General features: G+C 68.6%; 22 protein-coding genes. 10 read left to right on the forward strand and 12 right to left on the reverse strand.

All coding sequences use genetic code 11. From position 1 onward, the window contains the following. Positions 1–7 precede the first annotated feature (7 nt). On the reverse strand, positions 8–1,435 hold the full coding sequence (locus ACN9MV_RS22050; protein WP_426389432.1) for a M20 family metallopeptidase: 1,428 nt from the start codon (positions 1,433–1,435) through the stop codon (positions 8–10). A 116-nt stretch (positions 1,436–1,551) separates the two neighbouring features. On the opposite strand from ACN9MV_RS22050, the gene ACN9MV_RS22055 reads away from it, so the two are divergent. After that, on the forward strand, positions 1,552–2,493 hold the full coding sequence (locus ACN9MV_RS22055) for a LysR family transcriptional regulator (RefSeq protein WP_093051573.1): 942 nt from the start codon (positions 1,552–1,554) through the stop codon (positions 2,491–2,493). Between the two features lie 9 nt (positions 2,494–2,502). Here ACN9MV_RS22055 and ACN9MV_RS22060 read toward each other — a convergent pair whose 3' ends face one another. Both ACN9MV_RS22060 and ACN9MV_RS22065 read right to left on the reverse strand, forming a co-directional pair. Further along, the gene (locus tag ACN9MV_RS22060) at positions 2,503–3,165 is read right to left on the reverse strand and encodes an NmrA family NAD(P)-binding protein (protein WP_093077827.1); all 663 of its coding nucleotides are present in this window, start codon (positions 3,163–3,165) and stop codon (positions 2,503–2,505) included. Between the two features lie 14 nt (positions 3,166–3,179). After that, entirely contained in the window at positions 3,180–3,566 is a 387-nt protein-coding gene (locus ACN9MV_RS22065; RefSeq protein WP_307614965.1) for a thioredoxin family protein, read from the reverse strand. 123 nt (positions 3,567–3,689) lie between these two features. On the opposite strand from ACN9MV_RS22065, the gene ACN9MV_RS22070 reads away from it, so the two are divergent. Next, positions 3,690–4,028, forward strand: coding sequence for an Mpo1-like protein (locus tag ACN9MV_RS22070; RefSeq protein ID WP_093176935.1), 339 nt, complete (start codon positions 3,690–3,692; stop codon positions 4,026–4,028). Here the strand turns inward: ACN9MV_RS22070 and ACN9MV_RS22075 are convergent. Further along, complete coding sequence (locus ACN9MV_RS22075) at positions 4,025–5,236, reverse strand: YihY family inner membrane protein (RefSeq protein WP_093176934.1); 1,212 nt, start codon at positions 5,234–5,236, stop codon at positions 4,025–4,027. The genes ACN9MV_RS22070 and ACN9MV_RS22075 overlap by 4 nt on opposite strands. Between ACN9MV_RS22075 and ACN9MV_RS22080 the strand changes: the two genes are divergently transcribed. Together ACN9MV_RS22080 and ACN9MV_RS22085 are read left to right on the forward strand one after the other, a co-directional pair. Continuing rightward, the gene (locus ACN9MV_RS22080) at positions 5,235–5,708 is read left to right on the forward strand and encodes a DUF2069 domain-containing protein (protein ID WP_256216820.1); all 474 of its coding nucleotides are present in this window, start codon (positions 5,235–5,237) and stop codon (positions 5,706–5,708) included. The genes ACN9MV_RS22075 and ACN9MV_RS22080 overlap by 2 nt on opposite strands. Further along, the gene (locus tag ACN9MV_RS22085; protein ID WP_426389437.1) at positions 5,705–7,138 is read left to right on the forward strand and encodes an FAD-binding oxidoreductase; all 1,434 of its coding nucleotides are present in this window, start codon (positions 5,705–5,707) and stop codon (positions 7,136–7,138) included. The genes ACN9MV_RS22080 and ACN9MV_RS22085 overlap by 4 nt, the downstream gene beginning before the upstream one ends. Before the next feature lie 23 nt (positions 7,139–7,161). Here ACN9MV_RS22085 and ACN9MV_RS22090 read toward each other — a convergent pair whose 3' ends face one another. Beyond that, the gene (locus tag ACN9MV_RS22090) at positions 7,162–7,914 is read right to left on the reverse strand and encodes a siderophore-interacting protein (RefSeq protein WP_426389439.1); all 753 of its coding nucleotides are present in this window, start codon (positions 7,912–7,914) and stop codon (positions 7,162–7,164) included. A 311-nt stretch (positions 7,915–8,225) separates the two neighbouring features. Between ACN9MV_RS22090 and ACN9MV_RS22095 the strand changes: the two genes are divergently transcribed. Both ACN9MV_RS22095 and ACN9MV_RS22100 read left to right on the forward strand, forming a co-directional pair. Then, on the forward strand, positions 8,226–8,843 hold the full coding sequence (locus tag ACN9MV_RS22095; RefSeq protein ID WP_093051594.1) for an RNA polymerase sigma factor: 618 nt from the start codon (positions 8,226–8,228) through the stop codon (positions 8,841–8,843). After that, a complete protein-coding gene (locus ACN9MV_RS22100) occupies positions 8,840–9,904 on the forward strand; it encodes a FecR family protein (protein WP_426389441.1) in 1,065 nt (354 codons plus the stop codon). The genes ACN9MV_RS22095 and ACN9MV_RS22100 overlap by 4 nt, the downstream gene beginning before the upstream one ends. A 13-nt stretch (positions 9,905–9,917) precedes the next feature. On the opposite strand, the gene ACN9MV_RS22105 is transcribed toward ACN9MV_RS22100, so the two are convergent. The 7 genes from ACN9MV_RS22105 to ACN9MV_RS22135 form a co-directional block, all read right to left on the reverse strand. Next, on the reverse strand, positions 9,918–10,067 hold the full coding sequence (locus ACN9MV_RS22105; RefSeq protein WP_426389443.1) for a hypothetical protein: 150 nt from the start codon (positions 10,065–10,067) through the stop codon (positions 9,918–9,920). 74 nt (positions 10,068–10,141) lie between these two features. Continuing rightward, positions 10,142–10,321, reverse strand: coding sequence for a hypothetical protein (locus ACN9MV_RS22110; RefSeq protein ID WP_093077835.1), 180 nt, complete (start codon positions 10,319–10,321; stop codon positions 10,142–10,144). Positions 10,322–10,534: 213 nt separating this feature from the next. Next, positions 10,535–11,983: an efflux transporter outer membrane subunit gene (locus tag ACN9MV_RS22115; RefSeq protein WP_426389445.1), complete on the reverse strand. Its 1,449-nt coding sequence runs from the start codon at positions 11,981–11,983 to the stop codon at positions 10,535–10,537. Continuing rightward, positions 11,980–13,992, reverse strand: a complete 2,013-nt coding sequence (locus tag ACN9MV_RS22120; protein ID WP_426389447.1) for an ABC transporter permease — start codon at positions 13,990–13,992, stop codon at positions 11,980–11,982. The genes ACN9MV_RS22115 and ACN9MV_RS22120 overlap by 4 nt, the downstream gene beginning before the upstream one ends. Then, positions 13,989–15,152, reverse strand: coding sequence for an efflux RND transporter periplasmic adaptor subunit (locus ACN9MV_RS22125; RefSeq protein WP_426393191.1), 1,164 nt, complete (start codon positions 15,150–15,152; stop codon positions 13,989–13,991). The genes ACN9MV_RS22120 and ACN9MV_RS22125 overlap by 4 nt, the downstream gene beginning before the upstream one ends. 21 nt (positions 15,153–15,173) lie before the next feature. After that, the gene (locus ACN9MV_RS22130; protein WP_426389449.1) at positions 15,174–15,758 is read right to left on the reverse strand and encodes a Fur family transcriptional regulator; all 585 of its coding nucleotides are present in this window, start codon (positions 15,756–15,758) and stop codon (positions 15,174–15,176) included. Beyond that, positions 15,755–17,446, reverse strand: coding sequence for a cyclic peptide export ABC transporter (locus tag ACN9MV_RS22135; RefSeq protein WP_093077841.1), 1,692 nt, complete (start codon positions 17,444–17,446; stop codon positions 15,755–15,757). Before ACN9MV_RS22135 ends, ACN9MV_RS22130 begins: the two co-directional genes overlap by 4 nt. A gap of 277 nt (positions 17,447–17,723) precedes the next feature. Between ACN9MV_RS22135 and fhuF the strand changes: the two genes are divergently transcribed. The 4 genes from fhuF (at position 17,724) to ACN9MV_RS22155 (ending at position 23,305) form a co-directional block, all read left to right on the forward strand. Next, positions 17,724–18,455 carry a siderophore-iron reductase FhuF gene (gene fhuF, locus ACN9MV_RS22140; RefSeq protein ID WP_426389452.1) on the forward strand — a complete coding sequence of 244 codons (732 nt, stop codon included), beginning with the start codon at positions 17,724–17,726 and terminating at the stop codon, positions 18,453–18,455. Between the two features lie 62 nt (positions 18,456–18,517). Next, positions 18,518–19,354: a N(5)-hydroxyornithine transformylase PvdF gene (locus ACN9MV_RS22145; RefSeq protein ID WP_426389454.1), complete on the forward strand. Its 837-nt coding sequence runs from the start codon at positions 18,518–18,520 to the stop codon at positions 19,352–19,354. 91 nt (positions 19,355–19,445) lie between these two features. Beyond that, a complete protein-coding gene (locus tag ACN9MV_RS22150) occupies positions 19,446–20,747 on the forward strand; it encodes a lysine N(6)-hydroxylase/L-ornithine N(5)-oxygenase family protein (protein WP_426389456.1) in 1,302 nt (433 codons plus the stop codon). A gap of 167 nt (positions 20,748–20,914) precedes the next feature. Then, positions 20,915–23,305 (forward strand): TonB-dependent siderophore receptor, encoded by a 2,391-nt coding sequence (locus ACN9MV_RS22155; RefSeq protein ID WP_426389458.1) that lies wholly within the window; start codon positions 20,915–20,917, stop codon positions 23,303–23,305. Positions 23,306–23,316 lie beyond the last annotated feature (11 nt).

Here is a 23,316-nt window from a genome sequence, read left to right on the forward strand (position 1 = left end):
GTGCGTGTCAGGAAAGGGAAGAAACGGATGGCGGCAGTTGCCCGGCGGCCCACGGCGCGAGCCCCGGCTCGCCCAGGTCCCAGTAGAGGCCGGCCATGATCTGCAGGCCCTCGCGCGCCAGCGGCGCGAGCAGGTGTTCGTTGGGCGCGTGCTGCGCGCAGGCCGGGTACGAATGCGGCACCCATACCGTGGGCAGCCCGAGCAGGTCGGCGAACACGTCGTTGGGCAGCGAGCCCGCCAGATTGGGCAGCAGGTCGACGCGCTGCCCGCTGCTTTGCGCGATGGAGTGGCGCGCCCAGCCCACCCACGGGTTCTCGACATCGAGCCGCGTCGCCGCGCCGGTCAGCGTGATCTGCACCTCGACCTGGCCGAAGCCGTGCGTATCCAGGTGCGCGCGCACGATCTTCTCCAGGTCTTGCCACGGCGTGCCGACCACGAAGCGCAGCTGGCAATGCGCCACGGCTTCAGACGGAATCGCGTTGACGGGACGCTGCGCCGAACCCGCGCCGAGCGCCAGCACTTCGATGGTGTTCCACGCCACCAGCCGTTCGGCCGGGCTCAGGCCGGGCTCGCCCCAGCCCTCGTCGACCGCGGGGTCGTCCGCGCCACCGCCGATGGCGATGTCGGCCAGCGCATCGCGCACGGCCTGCGTAACCGGCGGCGGGCGCAAGGCTTCGACGAGGATGCGGCCGCGCGCATCCACCAGCGAGGCCACCGCATGGCTGATCACTGTGCCCGGATTGACCAGCACACCGCCCCAGTTGCCCGAGTGGTAGCCGCGCGGCCGGGCGCGCAGCCGCAGGCTGAAGTTGACCGCGCCGCGCGAACCGAGGAACAGCGTGGGCCGCGCGGCGCTCACGCGCGGGCCGTCGCTGGCGATGAAAACGTCGGCGCGCAGCTTGTCGCGCTCCTGCGCGCACACCGCGTGCAGGCCGGGCGAGGCGGCCTCCTCGCCCATCTCGACGAGCCACGTCATGTTGTAGCCCAGGCGCCCGCCGCGCGCCTCTAGCACGGCAGCAAGCCCGCCGAGGTTGATGCTGTGCTGGCCCTTGTTGTCGGCGGTGCCGCGCCCGTACCAGCGCTCGCCGCGCACGGTCAGCGCCCACGGGGCGAGGCCCTCTTCCCAGTGCGCGTCCTGCCCGCTGACCACGTCGCCGTGGCCGTAGGTCATTACCGTGGGCAGGGCCGGGTCTTCGACGCGGCGCGCGATGAGGAACGGCCCACCGCCGGGCACCGGGTTGGCGACCACCTCGCAGGCGAAGCCGAGCGCCGCGAGCGGCGGCATCAATTCTTCGCGCAGGTAGGCCTCCAGCGCGGGCGTTGCGGCGCCGGTGTCGCTCTCGGTGCGAAAGGCGATGCGGCGCTGGAGGTCGGCGAAGAAGCCGCCCCCGTCGAAGTAGGCGGCGGCAGCGGCCAGGCTGTCTGTGCGTTGCATGAAGGGCTTCCTTGTCTGTCTGTCCATCGGGTGCAGCAAGTACAAGGCCTGAAGGCCGATGCTTCCAGCATCGTTTTGGCAAGCTACCATTGCCTTGAAGGCAACACCCTGGCGTCATGACCCTCCCGCTTCTCAGCATCCCGATGCGCCACTTCCTCGAAGTGGCGCGCAGCGGCTCGGTCAACCAGGCGGCGGCGCGGCTGTTCGTGGCGTCTTCGGCGGTGAGCCGGCAGATCGCCAAGCTCGAAGACAGCCTGGGCACGCCGCTGTTCGAGCGGCATGCGCGCGGCATGGCGCTCACCGCCGCCGGCGAACGGCTGGCCGCGCACCTGCGCAATGCGCAGCTCGACATCGAGCAGGTGGTCGAGCAGGTACGCGATCTTGGCGGGCAACGCGCGCGGCGCATTCGCATGGCCTGCACCGAGGGCTTCGCGGGGCATTTCATGCCGCTGGTGATGCGCAGCTTCGAGACGGCGAATCCGGGCTGCCAGCTCGAACTGCACGTGGGCTCGCCCGACGGCGTGAGCGCGCTGCTGGCGCGCGGCGAGACCGACATCGCACTCAAGTACGTGGTTGCGCCCGAGCCGGGCCTGAAGATCGAGCACACGGCCACCGCGCCGGTGTACGCGGTGCTGCGCCCCGACCATCCGCTGGCGCGCCAGCGCGTGGTGTCGGTGGCCGATGCGGTGCGCTATCCGCTGGCCGTGGGCGACAGGGGCGTGACCGCGCGCCAGCTGTTCGACCAGGCCTGCAGCCTGCAGGGGCTGCAGTACCACGCGCTGTTCGTGAGCAATTTCTCTTCAGTGCTGCTGCCCTTGCTGCGCACACCCGACGTGATGCTGTCGGGCCTTCTCACGGTGATGCACCTGGTCGACGCGGGCACGGTGGTGGCGCGGCCCTTTGCAGAAGCGCCGCTGCAGCAGCGGCAGTTGCAGGTGCTGGCGCTCGAAGGCCGCACGCTGCCGCCGCTGGCGCAGGACTTCGTGCGGCACCTGGTGAGCGCGATCGCCAGCGCGGGCCGGCGCAAGCTGGGGCGCGCGCGGGCTGCGGCAGCCTGAAGAAGCTCTTCAGCCCAGCGCGTTGATATCCGCCGGATCGAGCAGCACCTTCGGTGCGCCGTTGCGCGCCACGGCCAGCATGGCGCGACCGATCTTCTCGGTGGTCGTCACCTTGTTCGGCCACAGGCTGTGGGCCAGCCCGAGCACGGGCCTGAGCACGACGATAGCAGCGTCATAGAGCGGCGTCTTCGAGCGAATGCCATGCAGCGGCTGGATCATGCCGGGGCGGAACATGTAGGCCGCCTTGAACGGCAGGCGCAGCAAGGCGTTTTCGGTCGCGCCCTTCACGCGCGCCCACATGCTGCTGCCGCGCTCGCTGCTGTCGGTGCCGGCACCCGTCACGTAGGTGAAAGTCATGGCCGGGTTGAGCCGCGCGAGCACGGTGGCGGCGGCCAGCGTCAGGTCGTAGGTGATGCGCTTGTACTCAGGCTCCTTCATGCCGACCGACGACACGCCGAGGCAGAAGAAGCAGGCGTCGAAGCCCTGCAGCTGCGGCTCGATGGCGCTGTAGTCGTACATGTCCTTGTGGACCAGGTCGCGCAGCTTGGGATGCTGCTGCCCCGTGGCATTGCGACCGACCGCGACGACGCTCTCGACGTCGGGCGCCAGAAGGCACTCGCGCAGCACACCCTGCCCCACCATGCCGGTGGCGCCGAAGATCAGGATTTTCATGACGGAGCTTCCGGTCAGACCGTGAAGACGGTCGGTTTCTTGTTGAGCACGGCGAGCAGCAGGTCGACGTCCAAACTCGAAGGCTTTGGCGGCTGCAGCGCAGAGAGCATGCGCGACAGCGTCTCGGCATGCGGCAGCAGCGGGCCCAGAAAGCGCGTGCCGTCGGCGCCCGCAACCAGCAGGGTCGGGAAAGTCTCTACGTCGAAGGCGTCGGCGATGTCTGCGTGGTCCTCGATGTCGACCCAGGCAAAGCGGAACTGCGGGTGCGCGCGCGCCACCTCTTCGAGCAGCGGCCGGTAGTCGCGGCAGGTGCCGCACCATTCGGCGCAAAGGCACACGACCCACGGCGCATCGTTGCTGGCCGGCTCGACGGATTCGGGGGTGCTTGGAAGGGCGCTCAAGGCTGATGCGTCGGTGGTGTGATCGGAAGGCCGGGGTGGTGCGGCCGGAAGGTCGTGGCTATTATGGACAAAGCCCTCATCCGCCGGGACCACCGGGTTTCAGGGGCACAGGAGACTCGCACGATGAACACCACGACTGCCCCAGGATCTGCCGTCGATCCGCGTCAATTCAAGAGCTTTGCGCAGTTCTATCCCTTCTACCTGACCGAGCACGCCAACCTCACCTGCAGGCGGCTGCACTTCGCGGGCTCGACCATTTCGCTGCTGTGCCTGGTGGCGCTGGTGGTCACGCTCAACCCGCTGTGGCTGCTGGCCGGGCTGGTGGCGGGCTACGGCTTTGCCTGGGTCGGGCACTTCGGGTTCGAGAAGAACAAGCCGGCCTCGTTCAAGCGGCCGCTCTACTCCTTCATGGGCGACTGGGCGATGTACCGCGACATCTGGCTCGGTCGGGTGAAGATCTAGATCAGGAGCACGTCGCCCAGGCGCAGCGAGCGCAATGGGCCTTTCTGCCACAGGTCTTCGAGCGGCTCGGCCTGCGGCATCAGCAGTTCTTTCAGCAGCGGCTCGATGGGCGTCGAAGGGTCCGCGAGCAGCACGAAGCGCGGGTCTTCGTTGGCGGGCTCTTCCGCCAGCGGCGCGATCCAGTCGAGCGCCACCAGCGTCTCGAGCACCGGCGCCAGTTGCAGCGCATCGACCCGCATGCGCGTGACCAGTTCGGTCGCGCCCATGCCCTTGGCCGGCGTGGCCTGCGCGCGGGCCAGGTGCTGAAGCGCTTCCATTGCCAGCTGCAAGGGCCAGCCCGCGGTGCCGCCGCGCCGTGCCACGCCCGTGAGCAGGCTGGGCAAGTAGGCCGCGATGACCGCGCCGAGCAGCACGATCACCCAGGCCACGTAGATCCACACGAGCAGGATCGGCACCGTGGCAAAGGCGCCGTACAGCACCGAATAGGTCGGCACCAGGCTCAGGTAGTAGGCCAGCACGCGCTTGGCGATTTCGATGGCGGCCGCCACGAAGATGCCGCCGGCCCATGCATGCGACCAGCGCACGTTGGTGTTGGGCACGTAGTGGTAGAGCGACGCCATGCCGACCGCGAGCAGCGCGAACTCGAAGGTGTCGAAGAACAGCTTGACCATGCCGCGCCCCACCACGTCGCTGGTGGCCGAGACCACGTACGAAGTGGTCGACAGGCTCACCGCAAGGATGATCGGCCCCAGCGTGATGGCCGCCCAGTAGATGAGCACCCGCTGCGCGAACGGCCGCGGCGAGCGCACGCGCCAGATGTTGTTGAGCGTCTTGTCGATGGTGAGGATCAGCGCGATGGCGGTGATCAGCAGCACGATCAGGCCCGCGATGCCCAGCCCGCTGGCCTTGCTCGCGAACTGGTTCAGGTAGCCCAGCACTTGCCGTGCGATGTTGTCGGGAATCAGGCTCTCGATGAGCCAGCGCTGCAGGCGGCCCTGCATCTTCGCGAACATCGGGAACACGGTGAACAGTGCCAGCGCCACCGTGAAGAACGGCACCATCGCGATGGTGGTGGTGAAGGTCAGGCTGCTGGCCGTGAGGCCGAGCCGGTCTTCGCGAAAACGCTCGCCCAGCACCGCTGCGGTGTTGCGCCACGGAAAGCGCGAAAGATCCCTCCAGAGTTGCCTGCGATTCATGGCGGCTATCATGCCATCCGCTCTTTTTGTCGCCGCTGGCCGCCTGCCGGGCGCTCTCTTCCCTTCGCTGCCCAACGTGTCCGACACTCCGCTCCCGCCCTCCTCCGTTCGCGCGACCCGCTGGGCCGCCGTGGGCAGCCTCGTCGGCCTCATCGTGCTGGGCCTGGCCTGGGAGCTGTGGCTGGCGCCGCTGCGCCCGGGTGGCTCGCTGCTGGCGCTGAAGGTGCTGCCGCTCGTCATTCCGCTCGCGGGTCTGTGGAAGAACCGCATGTACACCTACCGCTGGGTCAGCCTGATGATCTGGCTCTATTTCACCGAGGGCGTGGTGCGCGCCTGGAGCGACACCAACGGCGTGGGCCAGGTGCTCGCGCTCGTCGAGGTGCTGCTGTGCCTCGTGCTCTTCGCGGCCTGCGCATGGCATGTGCGGCTGCGCCTGCGCCACGCCAAGAACGCTGCCCGCCAACTGGAGGCTTCCGCCCAATGACCACTGCTGCTTCTTCTTCCCTGATCGATCAACTGCGCGCCATCGTCGGCGCGGCGAACGTGCTGAACGAGGGCGACCTCACTGCCTACGAGCAGGACTGGCGCAAGCGCGCGCGCGGCAAGTCGCTGGCCGTGGTGCGGCCCGGCAGCACGCAGCAGGTGGCCGACGTGGTGAAGGCCTGTGCGGCCGCCGGCACCGCCATCATTCCGCAGGGCGGCAACACTGGCCTGGCGGTCGGCTCCATTCCGGACGAGAGCGGCACGCAGGTGGTGCTGAGCCTGCAGCGCCTGAACGCGATCCGCACCATCGACGGCGCCAACCTCACGATGACCGTCGAGGCCGGCTGCATTCTTCAAACGCTGCAGGAGACCGCCGAGAAGGCCGGCTTCCTCTTCCCGCTGAGCCTCGCGGCCGAAGGCAGCTGCACCATCGGCGGCAACCTCGCGACCAACGCGGGCGGCACGCAGGTGGTTCGCTATGGCAACACGCGCGAGCTGTGCCTGGGCCTCGAAGTGGTCACGCCGCAGGGCGAGATCTGGGAAGGCACCAGCGGCCTGCGCAAGGACAACACCGGCTACGACCTGCGCGACCTCGTCATCGGCAGCGAAGGCACGCTCGGCATCATCACCGCCGCGACCATGAAGCTCTACCCGCTGCCGGCCGCGCAGCTCACGGCCTGGGCCGCGGTGCCATCGCTCGACCATGCGGTCACGCTGCTGGGCCTTGCGCACAAGCACCTGGGCTCGGGCCTCACGGGCTTCGAGGTGATGGGCAAGTTTGCACTGAGCCTGGTCGACAAGCACATGCCGCAGCTGCGCGTGCCCTTCATCAAGGATGAGGCCGTGCCGTACTGCGTGCTGCTGGAAAACTCCGACAGCGAATCCGAAGACCATGCGCGCGCACGCTTCGAGGCGCTGCTCGAAACCGCCTTCGAAGACGGCTGCGTCACCGACGCGGTGGTAGCCGAGAACCTCACGCAGGCGCACCAGCTGTGGCACATCCGCGAAAGCATTCCGCTCGCGCAGGCCGAGGAAGGCCTGAACATCAAGCACGACATCTCGATTCCCGTGTCGCGCATCCCGGCCTTCGTGCAAGAAACCGATGCGCTGCTGGCGCGTGAAATTGCCGGCGTGCGGCTGGTGAACTTCGGCCACCTGGGCGACGGCAACCTGCACTACAACGTGCAGGCGCCGGAGAATATCGACACCAAGGCGTTCCTGAAGAACGAGGAAGAGCGCATCAACACGCTGGTGTACGACGCGGTCGAGAAGTTCGGCGGCTCGTTCTCGGCCGAGCATGGCGTGGGCTCGCTCAAGGTCGACAAGCTGGAAAAGCACAAGTCGCCGGTGGCGCTGGAGATGATGCGGGCGATCAAGCGCGGGCTCGATCCGAAGAACATCCTCAACCCGGGCCGCGTGATCCGGGTCTAGCCTGGCCCGCTTGCGGACTGCGTTCAATCGAGCCCGGTCTTCCCCGGTGCCCAGTAGGCCTTGGCCTTGATGCGCCGCGCCTCGACGCCCTGCGCCTTGAGTGCCCGACTCACCTTCTGGATCGACGCGGCCTTGCCGGTCAGCACATAGTGGGTGCTGCCGTCCATGGGCGGCACCATCGCGGCCAGCAGCTCGCCGATATGCGAATCGTCGGCGCGGCGCTCCATCAGCGCGAGCGGCTGGACGCCCAGCGCATCCAGCACCTGACGCGATTCGGCGACGGCGTTCACCTCGAACACGGCGCGAACGCCCTGCCCGGGCGCATCCCTGCCGCACAGCGACGCCGCGAGGCCAAAGGAGGTCTCGTCGCCGAAGACGATCGTCGACGCCGGCAGCGGCTCGAGTTCCAGCGAGCGGCGCGGCCCGAACACCTGCTGTTCGTCGCCGGGCCGGGTGCGGCGCACCCATTCGCTGCCCGGCCCCTCGCCGTGCGCAAACGCCACGATGCGCATGACGCCGCGCGCCACATCCAAGGACGCGGGGGTGTAGGTGCGCGCCTCGAATGTGCCGCCGGCCTTGATCTGGAGCTTCTGGCCAGGCGACCAGCGATGGCCTTCGAAAGCCGCGCCTTCGAGGTCGATGAACCGGAAGTGCGTCGACAGGCTGGTGGCCGCAATGACACGCACCGGACGCAGGAACAGGCGGGTGAACGTGCGTTCGATCAGCCCGGGTTGGGGGGCATCAGGCGAAGGCGCCGCGAAACGGGAAGAAGACATAAGAAGGAACTCTCTGGACAGTAAGTGGATGCGGCAACGCCGCGAGAACCTGACAAGTTAGTTTCGACAGCCATTGGCAAAAGTGGCAAAGGCGGGTCGTCCGCGACGCGCCACAGTCATGTCTTCGGCTAACAATTCAGTGATACACTCCAATAAGAATAGTTCTTATTCACCCTTCCCGGGGATTTTCAAAACCAAATGCTTCTGCGGCCAGCTCGCCTCTTCCCATGCGGAAGTCGAGGCGAATCCGTCGGTGCGTTCTGGCAAGCGGCCCCGGGGTCCATCGTCGATGCTTGCGAGAAGGCGGCCGGATGCGCGACCTCGTTCAGGAACTGGTAGCTCACTACGCGGACTTGCGCCGACAGCTCACTCGCGACCTGAGAGATCCGCACTACGCGGCCGACATCGCGCAGTCCAGCTTCGAGCGGGTCTATGCGGCGTCGCTCAAGACGCGCGGCGGCAATCGCGGCGATGCACTGCCCGATCTGCAGGACGCCGCCTATTCCATCGAATCGCCCCGCGCCCTGCTGTTTCGCGTGGCGCGCAACCTGTGCGTCGACGATGCACGCCGGCGCAAGGTCGCGCAGGAATGGGTCAGCACGCATGCGGGCATCGGCACGCACCAGACGGCCCAGTCCAGCGAATACGTCGTGGCCCAGCAACGGGTGCTGGCGCGGGTGGTCGAAACCATGGAACAACTGCCGCCGCGCCGGCGCGAGGTATTCCTGTTGTTCCGCGCCTACGGCCACACGCGCGCTGAAATTGCGCAGCGGCTGAACATCACCGAGATGGCCGTGGCCAAGCACCTGCTGCGCGCCACCATCGATTGCTCGCGCGTGTTCGCCGAGCTGCGCTCGGAGCTGATCGAGCCGCAGGTCGTGCTGAGCCGGCCGGGCTTCGACGCGGCGCTGGCCGAAGACTTCTCGTGAACGGCGACAGCATGGCGGCAAGCGCTCCTCCGCGCGAACGGCTGATCGAGCGCGCGCTCGCGCTGATCGTCGAAGGAGAGATCGCACCCGGCGAGGCCGCGGGCCGCGCCCGCGCGTTGCTCAACCAGTGGCGCGGCAAATCGGCGGAACATGCGGCGGCCGTGCAGGAGGCACGCGAGCGCTGGGACGCACTCGGCGGCATGGCGAACGACTTGCGCGCGCACTTCGACGAACCCGACGCCGCGCTGATGGCCAACGCGGCCGCCACTGCCGCCGCATCGACGCACCGGCAGCAGCGCCGCAAGATGCTGCTTTCGGTCGCCGCCTTGCTGGGCACCGGCCTGGTCGCGGGCCGGGGCGTGCAGTGGTACTGGCAGCAACCCGTGTTTCGCGCAGCTTACGAAACCCGTACCGCGCAGATGCTGAAGGTGACGCTGACCGACGGCCGCAGCGGCGCGCCCGGCAGCCAGCTCGACCTGGCACCGCAGAGTGCGATCGACGTGGCGCTCTATCGCCAGCACCGCGCCGTCGACATGGCGCACGGCGAAGTGCGCTTCGAGGTGGCGCGCGATGCAGACCGCCCTTTCAGGGTCCGCACGCGCGGCGCCACCATCGAAGTGGTCGGCACCGCGTTCACCGTGCGCGACCGTGGCGGCCCGATCACCGTGGGCGTGGAGCATGGCCATGTGCGCGTGCACATGCCGCCGCGCGACGGGTCCACTGGCGCAGAGACGGAAGTGATCGACCTGCGCATGGGCGAGCTGCTTGAAATCGACGACGGCCGTGCCGCCGCAGTGCGGCAAACCGACACGGCAGCCCTGTCTGCGTGGCGCAATGGCTGGCTCGTCTTCGAGAACACACCGCTCGGCGACGCTCTGGCCGCGGTCAACAGCTATCGCGCACGGCCCATCGTCAGCACGAGTTCGCGCGTCGACGCGATGCGGCTGTCGGGCCGTTTCCGCACCAACGATTCCGACGGCCTCGTGGCCGCCCTGCCGACGATCCTGCCTCTGGCCGCCGAACCGCAGCCGGACGGCAGCGTGACCCTGCGAACGCGCTGAATCCTTCGCCGCGTCAGGCGCCGCGCACATTCCCCACGGGGTGGCCGGACTGCACCAGGCCCCACTCCGCCAGCGCGATGTCGAGCGCGCGCAGGTGCCGGGGGTCTTTCCCGAGCCACCGGGCCAGTTCCTCCGTGTTCTGCAGGGTCGGCGAGGCGTGCATGCAAGCGAAAAGCGACGCCGCGGTGCGGACGCATTCATCGGGCACGAGGCAGTGCGCGGCCAACCCGGCGCGCCTCATTCGAGCCCGCCCGTGGGCGGATGAAAATTCCTGCGGCGGCTGACGACCAGAGCGGCGCCCGCCAGTGCCCAGAGGCGCAGGGCGCGGTCGAATGCGGGCGGATGCGCCTGGTCTTCCCGCAGCCAGTGCGTCAGCTTCAACGCGCCCGTGCGGCATGGATTCTCTCGGAGGTCCATGTAGAGACGCCATGCGGTCTCCTCGGCGGACGGTGCCTCCGGATGGTTTTGCGGGGCCACTGCTACTCCAGGCGCTGTGTTGTTGATTCAGGGGGATGACCGTCGAGGCCGATGCGCACCGGAAAATGCCGGCGCGCAGGCGTCTAGAGAAAAAGACGATCCGCGGCCCCGAATGTTCAAGGAGGCCGGCCCGGCGATGCAGGGCCACGAGCGTCAAACGCATTCGGCATGTCCTTCGACTGCGGCGGGTGCGGCATCCGCGCACCGGGCCTGCCGCCATCCGCCGCCCATTGCACGGTAGAGCGAGACCCGTGCCTGCAAGCGCGCCATGCGCAACTGGACCGCCAGGTCCTGCGCGGTGTAGAGGGTGCGCTGCGCGTCGAGCAAGGTCAGCAGTGTCTCGGCGCCCGCACGGTAGCGGGCCTCCGACAGATCTGCCGCGCGGCGCGCCTCGGCCAGTTCGGCGCCTTGCGCCGTTGCCTGCGCATCGATGGCCGACACGCCGTTCAGCGCAGTCTCCGCATCCGCGAACGCACCGACGATCGCGCCTCGGTAGGCGGCCAGCAATTCTTCGCGCCTCGCCTCGGCCAGGTGCTGGCCGCCCGCCAGGCGCCCACCGTCGAAAACCGGCGCGGTCAGGCCGGCAGCCAGGCTGTAGAGCGGGTTGTCGAAGAGCCTGCCGAAGCGGCTATCTCCGGTGCCTACCGTGGCGCTCAGGGAGACGGTCGGCAGCAGTGCGGCGCGCGCCGCCAGCACGTTGGCATCGGCCGCAGCCAGATGCGCCTCCGCGCGTGCGATGTCCGGGCGCCGCACCAGCAATGCAGAAGGCGCGCCCGCGCCAACGACGGGAACCTGAAGCGCATCGAGCCGCGGCCCCCGCAGTTCGAACGCCGGCGCCGCAGTGCCCAGCAGCAACGCCAGCGCGGTCTCGGTGTCGCCCGCCTGCTGATGCAGCGCTGCGAGCGCACGTTGCTGCGCGGCCACCAGACCGCGCTGCTGTGCAAGATCCAGCGGCGACACCGCGCCGGCGCGGCTACGGGCCTCCACCAGCGCCAGCACGCGGTGCGCGTTGTCGAGGTTGCGTGCCGCAATTTCGGCGCGTTCGCGCAGGGCCAGCGCCAGCAGCCAGGTGGCGGCGACATCGGCCGTCACGGTGAGCCGCACCGTGTCGCGGTCGAAGGCGCTTGCGCGCAAGCCCTGCAGCGCTTCGTCGCGCAGCGCGGCGTCCCGGCCCCACAGGTCGAGTTCATAGCTGGCGGCAAAACCCGCCGCATAAGTGCTGCCGGCAACCGTTGCATTGCCGCCCAGGCGGCCCTCGCGACTGACGCCGAGAGTGCCCGTCACCTGCGGCCGCAGCGCCGCGCCGGCGATGCGCGCCCGCGCGTCGGCCTGCCGCATCCGCGCGACAGCGGCTGCGAGATCGTTGCTTTGCGATTGCGCGCGCGCAATCAGCGTGTCGAGTTCCGTGCTGCCGAAACTGCGCCACCACTGCGCATCGACCGGCCCCGTGTCGACGCGAGCCTGCGCATGTCGCCATGCGGAGGGAAGCTCCACCGCGCGCCCGGCGCGATCGCCATGCAGCGCGCAGCCCGACGACAGCGCCGCGCACAACAAAGCCGCCCACCAGCCGCATCCAGAGCGCGTTCGCAGCAACACCGTCATTCCCCCGCCAGCGCCACCACGGGGTCCAGCCGCGCAGCGTTGCGCGCCGGCATGAACCCGAAGATCACGCCCGTCAGCACCGCGCAGCCGAAGGCGCCCACGCTCGCCGCCAGCGAGAACAGCACCGGCACGCCGGCCAGCATCAGCCCCACGACGATGCCCAGCCCGGCAACAACGCCCACGGTGCCGCCCACCGACGTCACCAGCACCGCCTCGGTCATGAACTGCCGCAGGATGTCCCGCTGGCGCGCGCCCGTCGCCACGCGGATGCCGATTTCGCGCGTGCGCTCGCGCACCGTCATGAGCATCACGTTCATCACGCCGATGCCGCCCACGATCAGCGACACGATGGCGATCAGCCCCAGCATCAGCGTCATGGCGCGCGCGGTTTCGGTCTGCACGCGCAGCGCCTCGACGCGGTTCCATATCAGCACGTGGCGCCCGGCCTGCTGGCGTTCGAGCTGCGCCTCGATGGCGGTGGCCGTTTCCTGCGCCTTGTCGATGTCGCGCACCTGCACTGCAAGCCACGTCGGGTGGGGATGGCCGTAGACGCGCGTGGCCGCGGAAGACAGCGGCACAACCACCCGGTCGTCCTGGTCCTCGCCGTTGGTGGCGCCCTTCGACGCCAGCACGCCGACGACCTGGAACGGCACCTTGTCCACCAGGATGTCCTGTCCGACGGGGTCCTGCCCGTCGGCGAACAGGCGCTGGCGCACCGTTTCGCCGATCACCGCGACCTTGGCGATGCGCCGTTCGTCCTCGGCGTCGAACATCACTCCCCGACTCACGCCCCAGCCGAGCACTCGCGAGAAATCGACCGTGGCACCGCCGCCCTCGGTGAGGTGGTCGATATTGCCGCGGCGCACGACCACCCTGTCTTCGATGTAGGGCGCGACGCCTTCGACATTGGGCAGCGCGCGAACGGCCAGCGCGTCGTCCAGCGTGAGCGGCGCGCTCGGATTGCGCAGGCTGGCGAGCTGCACGGAAACGAACATGGTGCGGGTGCCGAAGGTCTCGAACTGCGCCATCACTTTCCGCTGCGAGCCGCCGCCGACCGCCAGCATCACGATGACCGAGGCCACGCCGATCACGATGCCCAGCAGCGTGAGCCCGGTGCGGAACCGGTTGCTCCACATCACGCGCCACGCGGCCCGTGTCGCCTCGCGAATGTCGGCAGGCAGCGAGGCGCCGCCAGTGACCGATGGGCGACTGAAGACCGGCGAAGGCGCGGCAGCGATTGCCGCCGCGCCTTCGCCTGTGTGCTCACCCGAGTCCGCCACGATGCGCCCGTCCCGAATCTCGATGATCCGCCGCGCCTGCGCGGCCACCGAGCGGTCGTGCGTGATGAGGATGATGGTGTGGCCCGCATCCGCCAGTTCGTGCAGCAGCGCCATCACTTCGGCGCCGCTCTTGCTGTCGAGCGCGCCGGTGGGCTCGTCGGCCAGGATGATGCGCCCGCCGTTCATCAGCGCACGCGCGATCGCCACGCGCTGCTGCTGCCCGCCCGACAGCTGGTGCGGGCGATGGTCGAGCCGCGCGCCCATGTCCAGCCGTTCGAGCAGTGCGGTGGCGCGCGCACGCCGCTCGGCCTCCGGCATGCCGGCATAGAGCGCGGGAATTTCCGTGTTCTCGCGCGCCGACTCGCTGGGCACCAGGTGGTAGCCCTGGAACACGAAACCGAAGGCCTCGCGGCGCAGCCAGGCGAGCGCGTCGGCATCGAAGCTGGCCACGTCCTGGCCGTCGAACAGGTAGCGCCCGGCGCTCGGCCGATCGAGGCAACCCAGGATGTGCATCAGCGTGGACTTGCCGGAGCCCGAAGCACCGACGACGGCCACGAACTCGCCCGCGTACAGGCGCAACGAGATGCCATGCAGCACGGTCGTTGCCGGGCTGCCCGCCCCTGCTTCCTTGCCGCCCCGGCCACCGCGCCCGCCGTACGACTTGCGAATGTCCTGCAGTTCGATCAGCGGCCGCGGCGCATCGCCCGGCGCACGCGCCGCGGTCGTCATGGCTTCGGAGCCCTGGCGGCGATGACGATGCGGTCCCCGGCCTGCGCGCCTTCCAGCACCTGCGCAGCGAGCCGGTTGCGTACGCCGATGCGCAGCTGCCGGACCTCGACCTTGCCATCGGGGCGAAGCACGCGCGCCGTGAAGCGGTCGCTGCTGCCGGCCACCGGCACCAGCGCGGCGAGCGGCACCGAAAGCGCGTCTTTTTCGGCGTACTCGACGAAGGCGACCTTGGCCGTCATCTGCGGCATGAGCTCGCCGTCGGCGTTGTCGACATCGAACAGCGCCGTGTAGACCACCACCTTGCTCGCCGCGGCGGAAGGCTTGGCGCTGCTGTCGCTGCCCGTCTTGCTCTCGGGCACCGGCGGCGCGGGCAGCAGCTGCCGCACGTGACCCTGCCAACGGCGCTGGCTCTCACCGAGCGTGGTGAAGTAGACCGGCATGCCGGTCTTGATGCGCCGCACGTCGGCCTCGGAAACCTCCGACCACACCGTCATCGAAGACAGGTCTGCGATGCGCAGCACATTGGGCGTCTGGTAGGTCGCGTTCAGCGTCTGGCCCTCGCGCGCCTCCACCGACACGACGGTGCCGGACATCGGCGCGTAGATGCTGGTGTAGCCGAGGCGGGCCTCGTCGGCCTTCAGCGTCGCCTGGGTCTGTGCGATCTGCGCCTCGAGCTGTCTTACGCGCGCACCGGCCGACGCCAGCGCGGCTTGCGCGGCCTGCACGTCCTCGTCCCGCGTGGCGCCGTCGGCAGCCATCTGGCGTTGTCTCGCATGCTGCTGCTGCGCCAGCACGTGCTGGGCCTGCTGGTCGTCGCGCTGCGCGCGCAGCCCCGCCAGCGAGGCTCGGCCCGCATCGACCGTGGCCCGCTGCACGCTGGGATCGATCTCCACCAGCAACTGCCCCCGCTTGACGACGTCGCCCGGCTGCACGTGCAGCCGAAGGATCTGCCCGGAGACCTGCGCGCCCACGTCCACGTAGTGCCGCGGCTGCAGCACCCCGAGTGCCGAGACGCTGGACTCGATGGTGCCGCGCGCGACCGGCACGGAGTCGACGTCCATCGGCTCGCCCCTTCCCCAGAGCAACCCCGCGCCGGCCGCCGCGCAAAGGGACACGAGCACCGCGGCGACCGCACGGCGACGCCAGGCGCCTTGACGCACATCACTCACGCCGGCTCCTCGTCAAGCGGCAAGGCGCTGCGCGCGCGGGCGAGCCCTGAAGCCCACGAGCGGCAGCATCCTGCCGTGCTCGCGCGACGACTGGTGCTCGCTCGACGATTCCCCCGCGGACCGGTGCTCGCAGGACGAACAGGAGCCATGGATCTGCACGTCGAAGGTGCCCGCCAGCGGCAGGCCCTTGCTCTGGGCCACGCGCACCAGCGCCTCGTGAAGCTCGCGGTCCTGCACCTCGGTGAACGTGCCGCATCCGTTGCAGCGCATGCGCACGCTCAAGGCGTCGGCATCCGCACCGGGCGCGGCGTAGCGGAACACCGCCAGCGCACCACCGCGGCTGCGCGCCCATTCGCGCTCGACAAGCCCCGAATGTTCGAACTCCTTGAGGATGCGGTAGACCGTGGTCAGGCTGGCCGAGGTGCCGCGCAGCAGCATGCGGCGAAAGACTTCTTCACCGCGCTGCCATTCGCTGCCCGCGTCCGCCAGCGTCTGGAGCACGCACAGCCGGACCACGGACGGCCGGATTCGCGCCGCCCGCAGTTGCGACATGAACACCGGCCGCTGCGTATCGTTGGTTTGCGGGCCGTCGGTCATGCAGCAAGACTCTCCAGGTGGGCGCGAGGCCGGTCGTCCGCGATGCGGCCGGCGCTCATGGTGATGATGCGGTCGGCCAGGTGGAAGTAGCGGTCGTCGTGCGAGATCACCACCAGCAGGTGCCCCTTGGCACGCAGCTCGGGCAACAGCTCGGTATAGAACAGGTGGCGGAAGGTCGGGTCCTGGTCGGCGGCCCATTCGTCGAACACCAGCACCGGGCGCCCCTCGAGGTAGGCGTGCACCAGCGCCAGTCGCTTGCGCTGGCCGGTCGACAGGTCCGTGGTGGTGAACGCACCGTTCTTCAGGCTCACCTTGTGTGCGATTTCCAGGCGCTCCAGGTAGGGCAAGGCGCGCTGCGGCAGCACCTGCATGCTGGCCTCGCCCTGCTCTTCGTCCGGGCCGGCTGCGAGGTCCTCGAACAGGTAGAAGTCGGAAAACACCGTGGTGAAGAGCTGGCGGTAGTCGTCGCGGCGCTCGGGGCCCACCGGGGTGCCGTCGATTGCCACCTCGCCTTCGTGCGGCGCGTACAGGCCGAGCAGCAGCTTGATCAGCGTGGTCTTGCCGGAGCCGTTGTCGCCCACCACGAACACCATCTCTCCGCGGCGAAGCCGCAGGTCGATCGGCCCGAGCGCGAAGGCCTCGCCGCCCTCGGGCGCATCGAAGGCATAACGCACGCCGCGCAGCGCGATCTCGTGCTCGAACTTCAGCTCGCTGCCCGCATGGCCAACGTGCAGATGCGGCTCCGGCGTGGCGAAGCGCGCCGACAGGTCGGCAATGCGCCGGAATGCGACCCGCGCGCGCCCCACGGCAGGCAAGGCACCGGCGATCTGGTCCATCGGCCCCTTGAGGAACAGCAGCACCAGCACGAAGCCGCTGAGCACCGCAGGCTCGGTCGGGCGGAACGAGGCCCAGCCCAGGATCAGCGCGATCAGCAGGAAGAACAGGCCCGAACCGAATGCGGCGGCAATGACGAAGGTGTTGATCGCGCGCCCGTTGACCGTGCGGATGTTGTCGACGATGCGCTCGATCTGGCCGCCGAACATGCGCTGGCGGCGCACGCGGTGCATGCGCAGCTCCTTGGCGCCCTCACTGATCGCGCGGTAGGCCTTGTGCAGCTGGTCTTCATGTTCGCGCGCCTTCCAGAAACCGCTCACTCCGCGGAACTGCGCCATGGCCTGCACCGTCGCGCCGATCGCCAGCGCCACCAGCAGCACACCGAACAGCGGCAGCGACAGGTAGGCCAGGTAGGCCAGGCAGCCGAGCGCCGTGACGCAGGCGATCAGCGTCGCGGACAGCGCGAACGCAACGTCGCTGACCATGTCCACGTCCTGCGACAGCACCGGCATCAGCCGATGGGTGCGGTAGCGCTCCAGCGCATCGATGGGCGCCGAAAGGATCTTCTGCGCCAGGCTCTTGCGGACCTGCGCGACCACCCGCTGGCCGACGAAGTTGGTCGAGACATCGGACACCATGCGCCCGAACAGCGCCACCGCGCACAGCCCGATGAACGTCAGCAGCAGGCCGCCGGACAGGCCGCCCTGCCGGTTGAGCACCTGGTTGATGGTGCTCAGCAGCGCGACCGTGGCCGCGCCCGCGCCGATGCCCATGACCGCCGACAGCAGGATCCACGGCAGGAACGGCTTGAGCAGGCGTGCGAACTCGCCGTCGGGAGCGGGGGCAGTTGTCATGCAAGAACTCTTTCCGCCCTTGGGCGACTGGGGTCCGGCGGCATGGGCAAGCCCTGCCGCCGGACGCGAAACGGATGGATGCACCCCTGCCGCGCCGACTGGGCTACAGGGCTGCGGGCGGCAACGGACCGCCTGTACCCCACTTGACGGGTGGCCCGCGCAAATGTTCACGCCGCGCGGCATGAACACCTGCGCGGCCCATCCGTCCTAGCTTCATGCCCCCTGCAAACCGCCGCACCGCCGGCGCCTCCTCTTTCGCGACGACGCCATGATCGCCATGCTGGAACCCCTATTCCAGGGCAACCTGGCGCCGCACGGCGAGGCGCTGCAGTGCGCGCCGCAGCCGCCCGCGGGCGCGCTGCGCGTTGCCGACCTGGTGCACTCGCCCGAACTGCTGGGCCGTGTACTGCGTCTGCATGCGTCGCACCTGGGGGTCGAGGGCAAGGACCTGCGCGCGGTGGCTTCGGCCTGGAGCCTGGACTACCTCGGCATGCTGCTGCCGCCGGTCGCGGCCGCCGCCAGCGTGCTGCAGCATGGATTTCCCGTTGCCGCCGACCAGGTCTGGGTGCGCCTCGGCCCGCACGCCCACCCACTGAGCTTCCACATCCGCGAGCTGGGCCAGCCGCAACGCGGCGCGACCGCCGAGGAGCGCTACTCGGCGCTGCTGCGGCAGCACCTGGAGCCGCTGTTCTCTGCGCTGTGCCGCCTGACGGGCATCGCCGCCAAGATCCTCTGGGGCAACGCGGCGCGCAACCTCGAACCGGTGCTCGACCAGGCGCTTGCGTTGACCGGCGGGTCGCCGCCGATCGCCGGCGACAGGCAGCAGTTGCTGCACAACCCCGCCTGGCCGGCGTGGAGCAACCCCCTGCCCGGCCGGCAACGCGAAATCCGCGTGCGCCTCGAGGGTCGCGAGCGGACCGTGAAGCTGCACCGCCAGTGCTGCCTCTTCCATCTGTTGCCACGCGAAGGCTACTGCGGCGCTTGCCCGCTGTCGCCGGCGCACCGCTGACAACGCCATCACGTCATCAAGTCATCACTTCTTCCATCCACCCATCCATCGAGCGCATATCCATGTCCAAGGCAAAACTCGTCTACATCATGTCCCTGAGGAATGCGGCGGCCGACAAGGCTGGCCAGTACATCGACTACAAGGGCGGGCAGCGCTACATGAAGTCCCCGCTGGAGTACCTGGCCGAGGCACTCGAGCGCACGTCGCTGGGCGATGCCTACTCGCTGGAGGCTGTGCTCTTCGACGACGACGAAGGCTCGCCGCGCGACCGCCAGGCGCTGCAGGACTACGGCTTCGGCTTCGATCCGGCCCGCCAATGGATCTACCCGGGCGACCTGCAGGTGCAGGGCCGCCGGGCCAACGACATCTTCCACAACGTACCGTCGACCTACCGGCGGCTGCCGCTGGACGCGGCCGCCGAGCGCGCAGCCGGAAAGAAGGAGTTCGAGCAGCGCCTGCTCGAGCGGCTCACCGCGCTGGAGGCCGACCTTGTCGTGCTCGACGGCCTGCTGGTGATCCTCGACCAGCTGGCGCGCCCCGAAAGTCCCTTCTTCCGCCGGATCGTGAACATCCATCCGGGCATCACGCGCCTGGAGTCGCCGTTCGAGCGCCGCGGCGCCTGGGCCACGCTCGACGCGCTGTACGGCGCCAAGGGCCAGCGGGTGGTCGACTGGCGCACGCGCGAGACGGTCGCGATCGAGCCGGTGCTGAAGACCGGCGCCTCCTTCCACTACGTGGACACCGGCATCGATTCGGGCGAAGTCATCTTCGACGTGCTGGGCACCGACATCGACCCCGCGGACACCATCCTCGAGCTGCGCTGGAACAACTTCAACCGCAGCCTCTTTCCGGCGCTCCACCAGGGCCTGGCCCTGATGGCCGAGACCGTGGAAGCGTGAACATCCCGCGCCGCCGAGCGTCTTCTTACACACGGCCCAGGGTGGGCTGCCGCATGCGGCGCGCCGCCCTCCACCACAGGAGTTGATTTCAATGCCACACGTCCATGATCTGGTCGGGATCGGGTTCGGCCCGTCCAACATCGCCCTGGCCATCGCCCTCGACGAAAAGCGCCATGCCGGCCGCCCGCTCGATGCGCTGTTCATCGAGAAGCAACTGAGCTTCGCCTGGCACCCGCACATGCTGCTGGACCACGCGCACATGCAGATCTCCTTCCTGAAGGACCTGGCGACGCTGCGCAACCCGACCAGCCGCTTCACCTTCATCAACTACCTGCACGAAAAAGGCCGGTTGACCGACTTCGCCAACCTGAAGAGCTTCTTCCCCAGTCGCCACGAGTTCAACGACTACCTCTCGTGGGCCGCCGAGCAGTTCGAAGACGCCTGCGCCTACGGCGAAGAGGTATTCGAGGTGCTGCCCGAAGAAAAGGGCGGCGAGGTGGCCCTGCTGCGCGTGCGCTCGCGCAACCATGCGGGCAAGCTGGTCGAGCGGCTCGCGCGCAATCTCGTGGTCAGCATCGGCGGCATGGCGAACATCCCCGACGGCTTTCGCGCACTCCGCAACGACCCGCGCGTCTTTCATTCGAGCAGCTACCTGCAGGACATCGCACAGCTGCCGGACGCCCGCCGCATCGCCGTGGTGGGTGCGGGGCAGAGCGCGGCCGAGATCTTCATGGACCTGCAGGGCCGGCCCGGCGCGCCGCAGGTCGACCTCGTCACGCGCTCGCGCTCGATCCGCCCGGCCGACGACAGCCCCTTCGTGAACGAGATCTTCAACGCCGAGTTCACCGACTACACCTTCAGCCGCTCCGATGAGGAACGCGCCGCGCTGCTTGACGAGTTCTGGCACACCAACTATGCGGTGGCCGACCTGGAACTGATCCAGCAGATCTACAAGGCCTTCTACCAACAGCGAGTGACCGGCGGCAACCGCCTGCGCTTCCTGCGCCGGCACGACATCCGCAACGTCACGGCCGACGACCAGGGCGTGCACCTCACGCTGTGGGACCAGAACGCCCTGCGCGAGCACACCGTGCGCTACGACGCCGTGGTGCTCGCCACCGGCTATGTGCGGGAGCACCACAAGGCTCTGCTCGCGCCGCTGGCGGGCTATCTCGGCAGCTACGAGGTCGACCGGCACTACCGCGTGCTGGCCACGCCCAACTTCCATCCGGCCATCTACCTGCAGGGCGCCTGCGAGGATTCGCACGGCCTGAGCGACACCCTGCTGTCCGTCACCTCGGTCAGAACCGGCGAAATCGGCAGCGCCCTGCTGGCCACCCCGGCCGGCGCGGCAGTGCATCTCCGGCCGGAACCCGAGGCCGTCCAGAACTGAAATTCCGGCGCCGCACCCCGGCGTACTAAAGATTTGTGCAGGGAGAGTGTCTCTGTTTGATGAGTTCGAACGTCTTACTCATAGATGCGCCAGAGACCGGAAGTTGGGCCGGCATCCGCACCTGAATGTGAATGCGTCGTAATTCAAAAAACTGGAGTTGTTCTTTTATGCGTCCCCTGCCTCGTCAACATCTGCTGAATGCCGCGCTTGCCGCGGCGTTCGGTTCCGTTCTCACCGTCTGGGCCCCACTGGCTTCAGCGCAAGCGCAGGCTTCCGGCCAGGCCGTGGCGCAGGTGTTCGACGTGAAAGTGCCGTCGCAGGCACTCGGTGCAGCGCTCAACGAGCTCTCGCGCCAGACCAGCGTGCAGGTGTTTGCTGCTGGCGAGGTGGTCGCGGGCACGAACTCGCGCGCCGTCCAAGGCAGGCTCACGGTCGACCAGGCCCTGGGCCAGATGCTCGCCGGCACCTCGCTCGAAGCGACGCGTGCCGCCAACGGCAGCTTCACGATCCGCCGCACCGCCGACCTTGCCAGCTCCCAGGGCACTCTGCCCGCGGTGCAGGTGGTGGCCAACGCCGACGAATCGCCCACCGGCCCGGTCACCGGCTACGTGGCCCGCCGCAGCAGCACGGCCACCAAGACCGACACGCCGGTGCTCGAGGTGCCGCAGTCGATCTCCATCATCGGCCGCAATGAAATGGAGGCGCGCGGCGCACAGGACGTCATGGAGGCCATTCGCTACACGCCTGGCGTCACGACGAACACGTACGGCCCCGACAACCGTGGCTGGGAATACATCCTGCTGCGGGGCTTCAGCACTTCCGCCAACGGCGTCTATCGGGACGGGCTCGCCCAGCCGGCGTTCGGCCCCACCTACTACCTGAGCGAACCGTATGGGCTGGAGCGCGTGGAGGTATTGCGCGGCCCGTCGTCGATGGTGTTCGGCCAGGGCGACGCAGGCGGCATCGTCAACCGCGTGAGCAAGGAGCCGACCGGGGAGAAGAGCCGCGAAATCGAACTCCAGTACGGGAGCTACCAACGCAAGCAACTGGCGTTCGACCTCGGCGACAAGATCGGCAACAACACCGACCTGAGCTATCGCCTGGTTGGCGTAGGCCTCGACAGCAACGACCAGGACAGATACCCCGACGGTCACAAGCTGAACCACACGCGCACCTACATCGCGCCTTCCGTGCGCTGGCAGCCCAATGCAACGACCTCGTTGACCGTCTTTGCGGAGTACCTCAAGAACAACACGTCTGAAGACCCGTACTACCTCACCCAGGACTACGTTCTCTACCCCGTGAAGGTGGGCGACTACAGCTTCGGCCAGCTCAAGCAGAAACAGGCCGCCATCGGCTACCGCTTCGAAACGGCCCTGAACGACACCTGGACCCTCCGCCAGAACTTCCGCTACAGCAGGATCGACTTGAACAGGCGAGCAGTCTGGGCCGGCTCGCTCGGCGATGACCAGCGCACGCTCTCCCGCGTTGCCAGAAGCTGGAACGACCCCGTGAACCTGGCAACGCTCGACACCAACGTGCAGGGCAAGCTGCAGTACGGCTCCGTCCAGCACACGGTGCTGCTCGGTTTCGACTACACCGACCAGAACGGCAAGCAGCGGCGTTTCCGCGGCGCGGCACCGGACCTCGACGTGCTAGCACCCGTCTACGGCCAGGCCGTGGCAACGCCCACCATCCCGGTGACCGACCTGTCGCAGTCGACGCGCCAGATCGGCATCTACGCCCAGGACCAGATCAAGTTCGGCGACAAATGGGTCTTCACCGTCGGCGGCCGCCAGGATCAGGTACGCCAGAGCACCAGCAACTACCTGAGCGAGACCTTCACCCGGAAGTCGGACAGTGCGTTCAGCGGCCGGGCAGGCCTTAGCTACCTGCTCGGCAATGGCTGGGCGCCCTACATGAGCTACACCACGTCCTTCCTGCCCAACAGCGGCGTCGACGCGAACAACCAGCCCTTCGATCCCAGCCGCGGCAAGCAGGTCGAGGTCGGCGTCAAGTTCCAGCCCGAAGGCACGCGCACCCTGTTCACCGCCGCGGCCTTCGACCTGCGCAAGACCAACGTGGTCACCTACGACCCGGCAACCTCCGAGGGGCGCCAGATCGGCAAGCAGCGCTCACGCGGCATCGAGCTGGAAGCCAAGGGCGAACTCGCACCGGGCCTGAACATCGCTGCTGCCTACACCTGGCTGGACATGAAGGTGCTCGCCAGCGCCGATCCGGACGAAGTCGGCAAGATCCCGCCGCTCGTGCCCAAGCAGTCCGCATCGGTGTGGCTCGACTACACCCTGGGCAACGGCCTGGGCTTCGGCGGCGGCGTGCGCTACATCGGCAAGCGCCAGAACGACGAGTACAACACCACGTTCGAACGCGGCGTGACGCTCGTCGATGCGGCCGTGCACTACGAAACCGGCCCGTGGCGCTTCGCGCTCAACGTCTCCAACCTGGCGAACAAGAAGTACAACTCGATCTGCTACCACGGCGAGTGCTACCAGGGCACCCTTCGCGCGGCGACCCTGACCGCCCGGTACAAGTTCTGATCGATCAGCCT

This window comes from Variovorax sp. R-27, from assembly GCF_049913215.1.
GTDB lineage: Bacteria > Pseudomonadota > Gammaproteobacteria > Burkholderiales > Burkholderiaceae_C > Variovorax.

What these genes read in the sequence shown, in the direction of transcription:
- ACN9MV_RS22050 (WP_426389432.1), bottom strand. Translation starts at nt 1,435, where the DNA reads ATGCAACGCACAGACAGCCTGGCCGCTGCCGCCGCCTACTTCGACGGG.
- ACN9MV_RS22055 (WP_093051573.1), top strand. Translation starts at nt 1,552, where the DNA reads ATGACCCTCCCGCTTCTCAGCATCCCGATGCGCCACTTCCTCGAAGTG.
- ACN9MV_RS22060 (WP_093077827.1), bottom strand. Translation starts at nt 3,165, where the DNA reads ATGAAAATCCTGATCTTCGGCGCCACCGGCATGGTGGGGCAGGGTGTG.
- ACN9MV_RS22070 (WP_093176935.1), top strand. Translation starts at nt 3,690, where the DNA reads ATGAACACCACGACTGCCCCAGGATCTGCCGTCGATCCGCGTCAATTC.
- ACN9MV_RS22080 (WP_256216820.1), top strand. Translation starts at nt 5,235, where the DNA reads ATGCCATCCGCTCTTTTTGTCGCCGCTGGCCGCCTGCCGGGCGCTCTC.
- ACN9MV_RS22075 (WP_093176934.1), bottom strand. Translation starts at nt 5,236, where the DNA reads ATGATAGCCGCCATGAATCGCAGGCAACTCTGGAGGGATCTTTCGCGC.
- ACN9MV_RS22085 (WP_426389437.1), top strand. Translation starts at nt 5,705, where the DNA reads ATGACCACTGCTGCTTCTTCTTCCCTGATCGATCAACTGCGCGCCATC.
- ACN9MV_RS22090 (WP_426389439.1), bottom strand. Translation starts at nt 7,914, where the DNA reads ATGTCTTCTTCCCGTTTCGCGGCGCCTTCGCCTGATGCCCCCCAACCC.
- ACN9MV_RS22095 (WP_093051594.1), top strand. Translation starts at nt 8,226, where the DNA reads ATGCGCGACCTCGTTCAGGAACTGGTAGCTCACTACGCGGACTTGCGC.
- ACN9MV_RS22105 (WP_426389443.1), bottom strand. Translation starts at nt 10,067, where the DNA reads ATGCACGCCTCGCCGACCCTGCAGAACACGGAGGAACTGGCCCGGTGG.
- ACN9MV_RS22110 (WP_093077835.1), bottom strand. Translation starts at nt 10,321, where the DNA reads ATGGACCTCCGAGAGAATCCATGCCGCACGGGCGCGTTGAAGCTGACG.
- ACN9MV_RS22115 (WP_426389445.1), bottom strand. Translation starts at nt 11,983, where the DNA reads ATGACGGTGTTGCTGCGAACGCGCTCTGGATGCGGCTGGTGGGCGGCT.
- ACN9MV_RS22120 (WP_426389447.1), bottom strand. Translation starts at nt 13,992, where the DNA reads ATGACGACCGCGGCGCGTGCGCCGGGCGATGCGCCGCGGCCGCTGATC.
- ACN9MV_RS22130 (WP_426389449.1), bottom strand. Translation starts at nt 15,758, where the DNA reads ATGACCGACGGCCCGCAAACCAACGATACGCAGCGGCCGGTGTTCATG.
- ACN9MV_RS22135 (WP_093077841.1), bottom strand. Translation starts at nt 17,446, where the DNA reads ATGACAACTGCCCCCGCTCCCGACGGCGAGTTCGCACGCCTGCTCAAG.
- fhuF (WP_426389452.1), top strand. Translation starts at nt 17,724, where the DNA reads ATGCTGGAACCCCTATTCCAGGGCAACCTGGCGCCGCACGGCGAGGCG.
- ACN9MV_RS22145 (WP_426389454.1), top strand. Translation starts at nt 18,518, where the DNA reads ATGTCCAAGGCAAAACTCGTCTACATCATGTCCCTGAGGAATGCGGCG.
- ACN9MV_RS22150 (WP_426389456.1), top strand. Translation starts at nt 19,446, where the DNA reads ATGCCACACGTCCATGATCTGGTCGGGATCGGGTTCGGCCCGTCCAAC.
- ACN9MV_RS22155 (WP_426389458.1), top strand. Translation starts at nt 20,915, where the DNA reads ATGCGTCCCCTGCCTCGTCAACATCTGCTGAATGCCGCGCTTGCCGCG.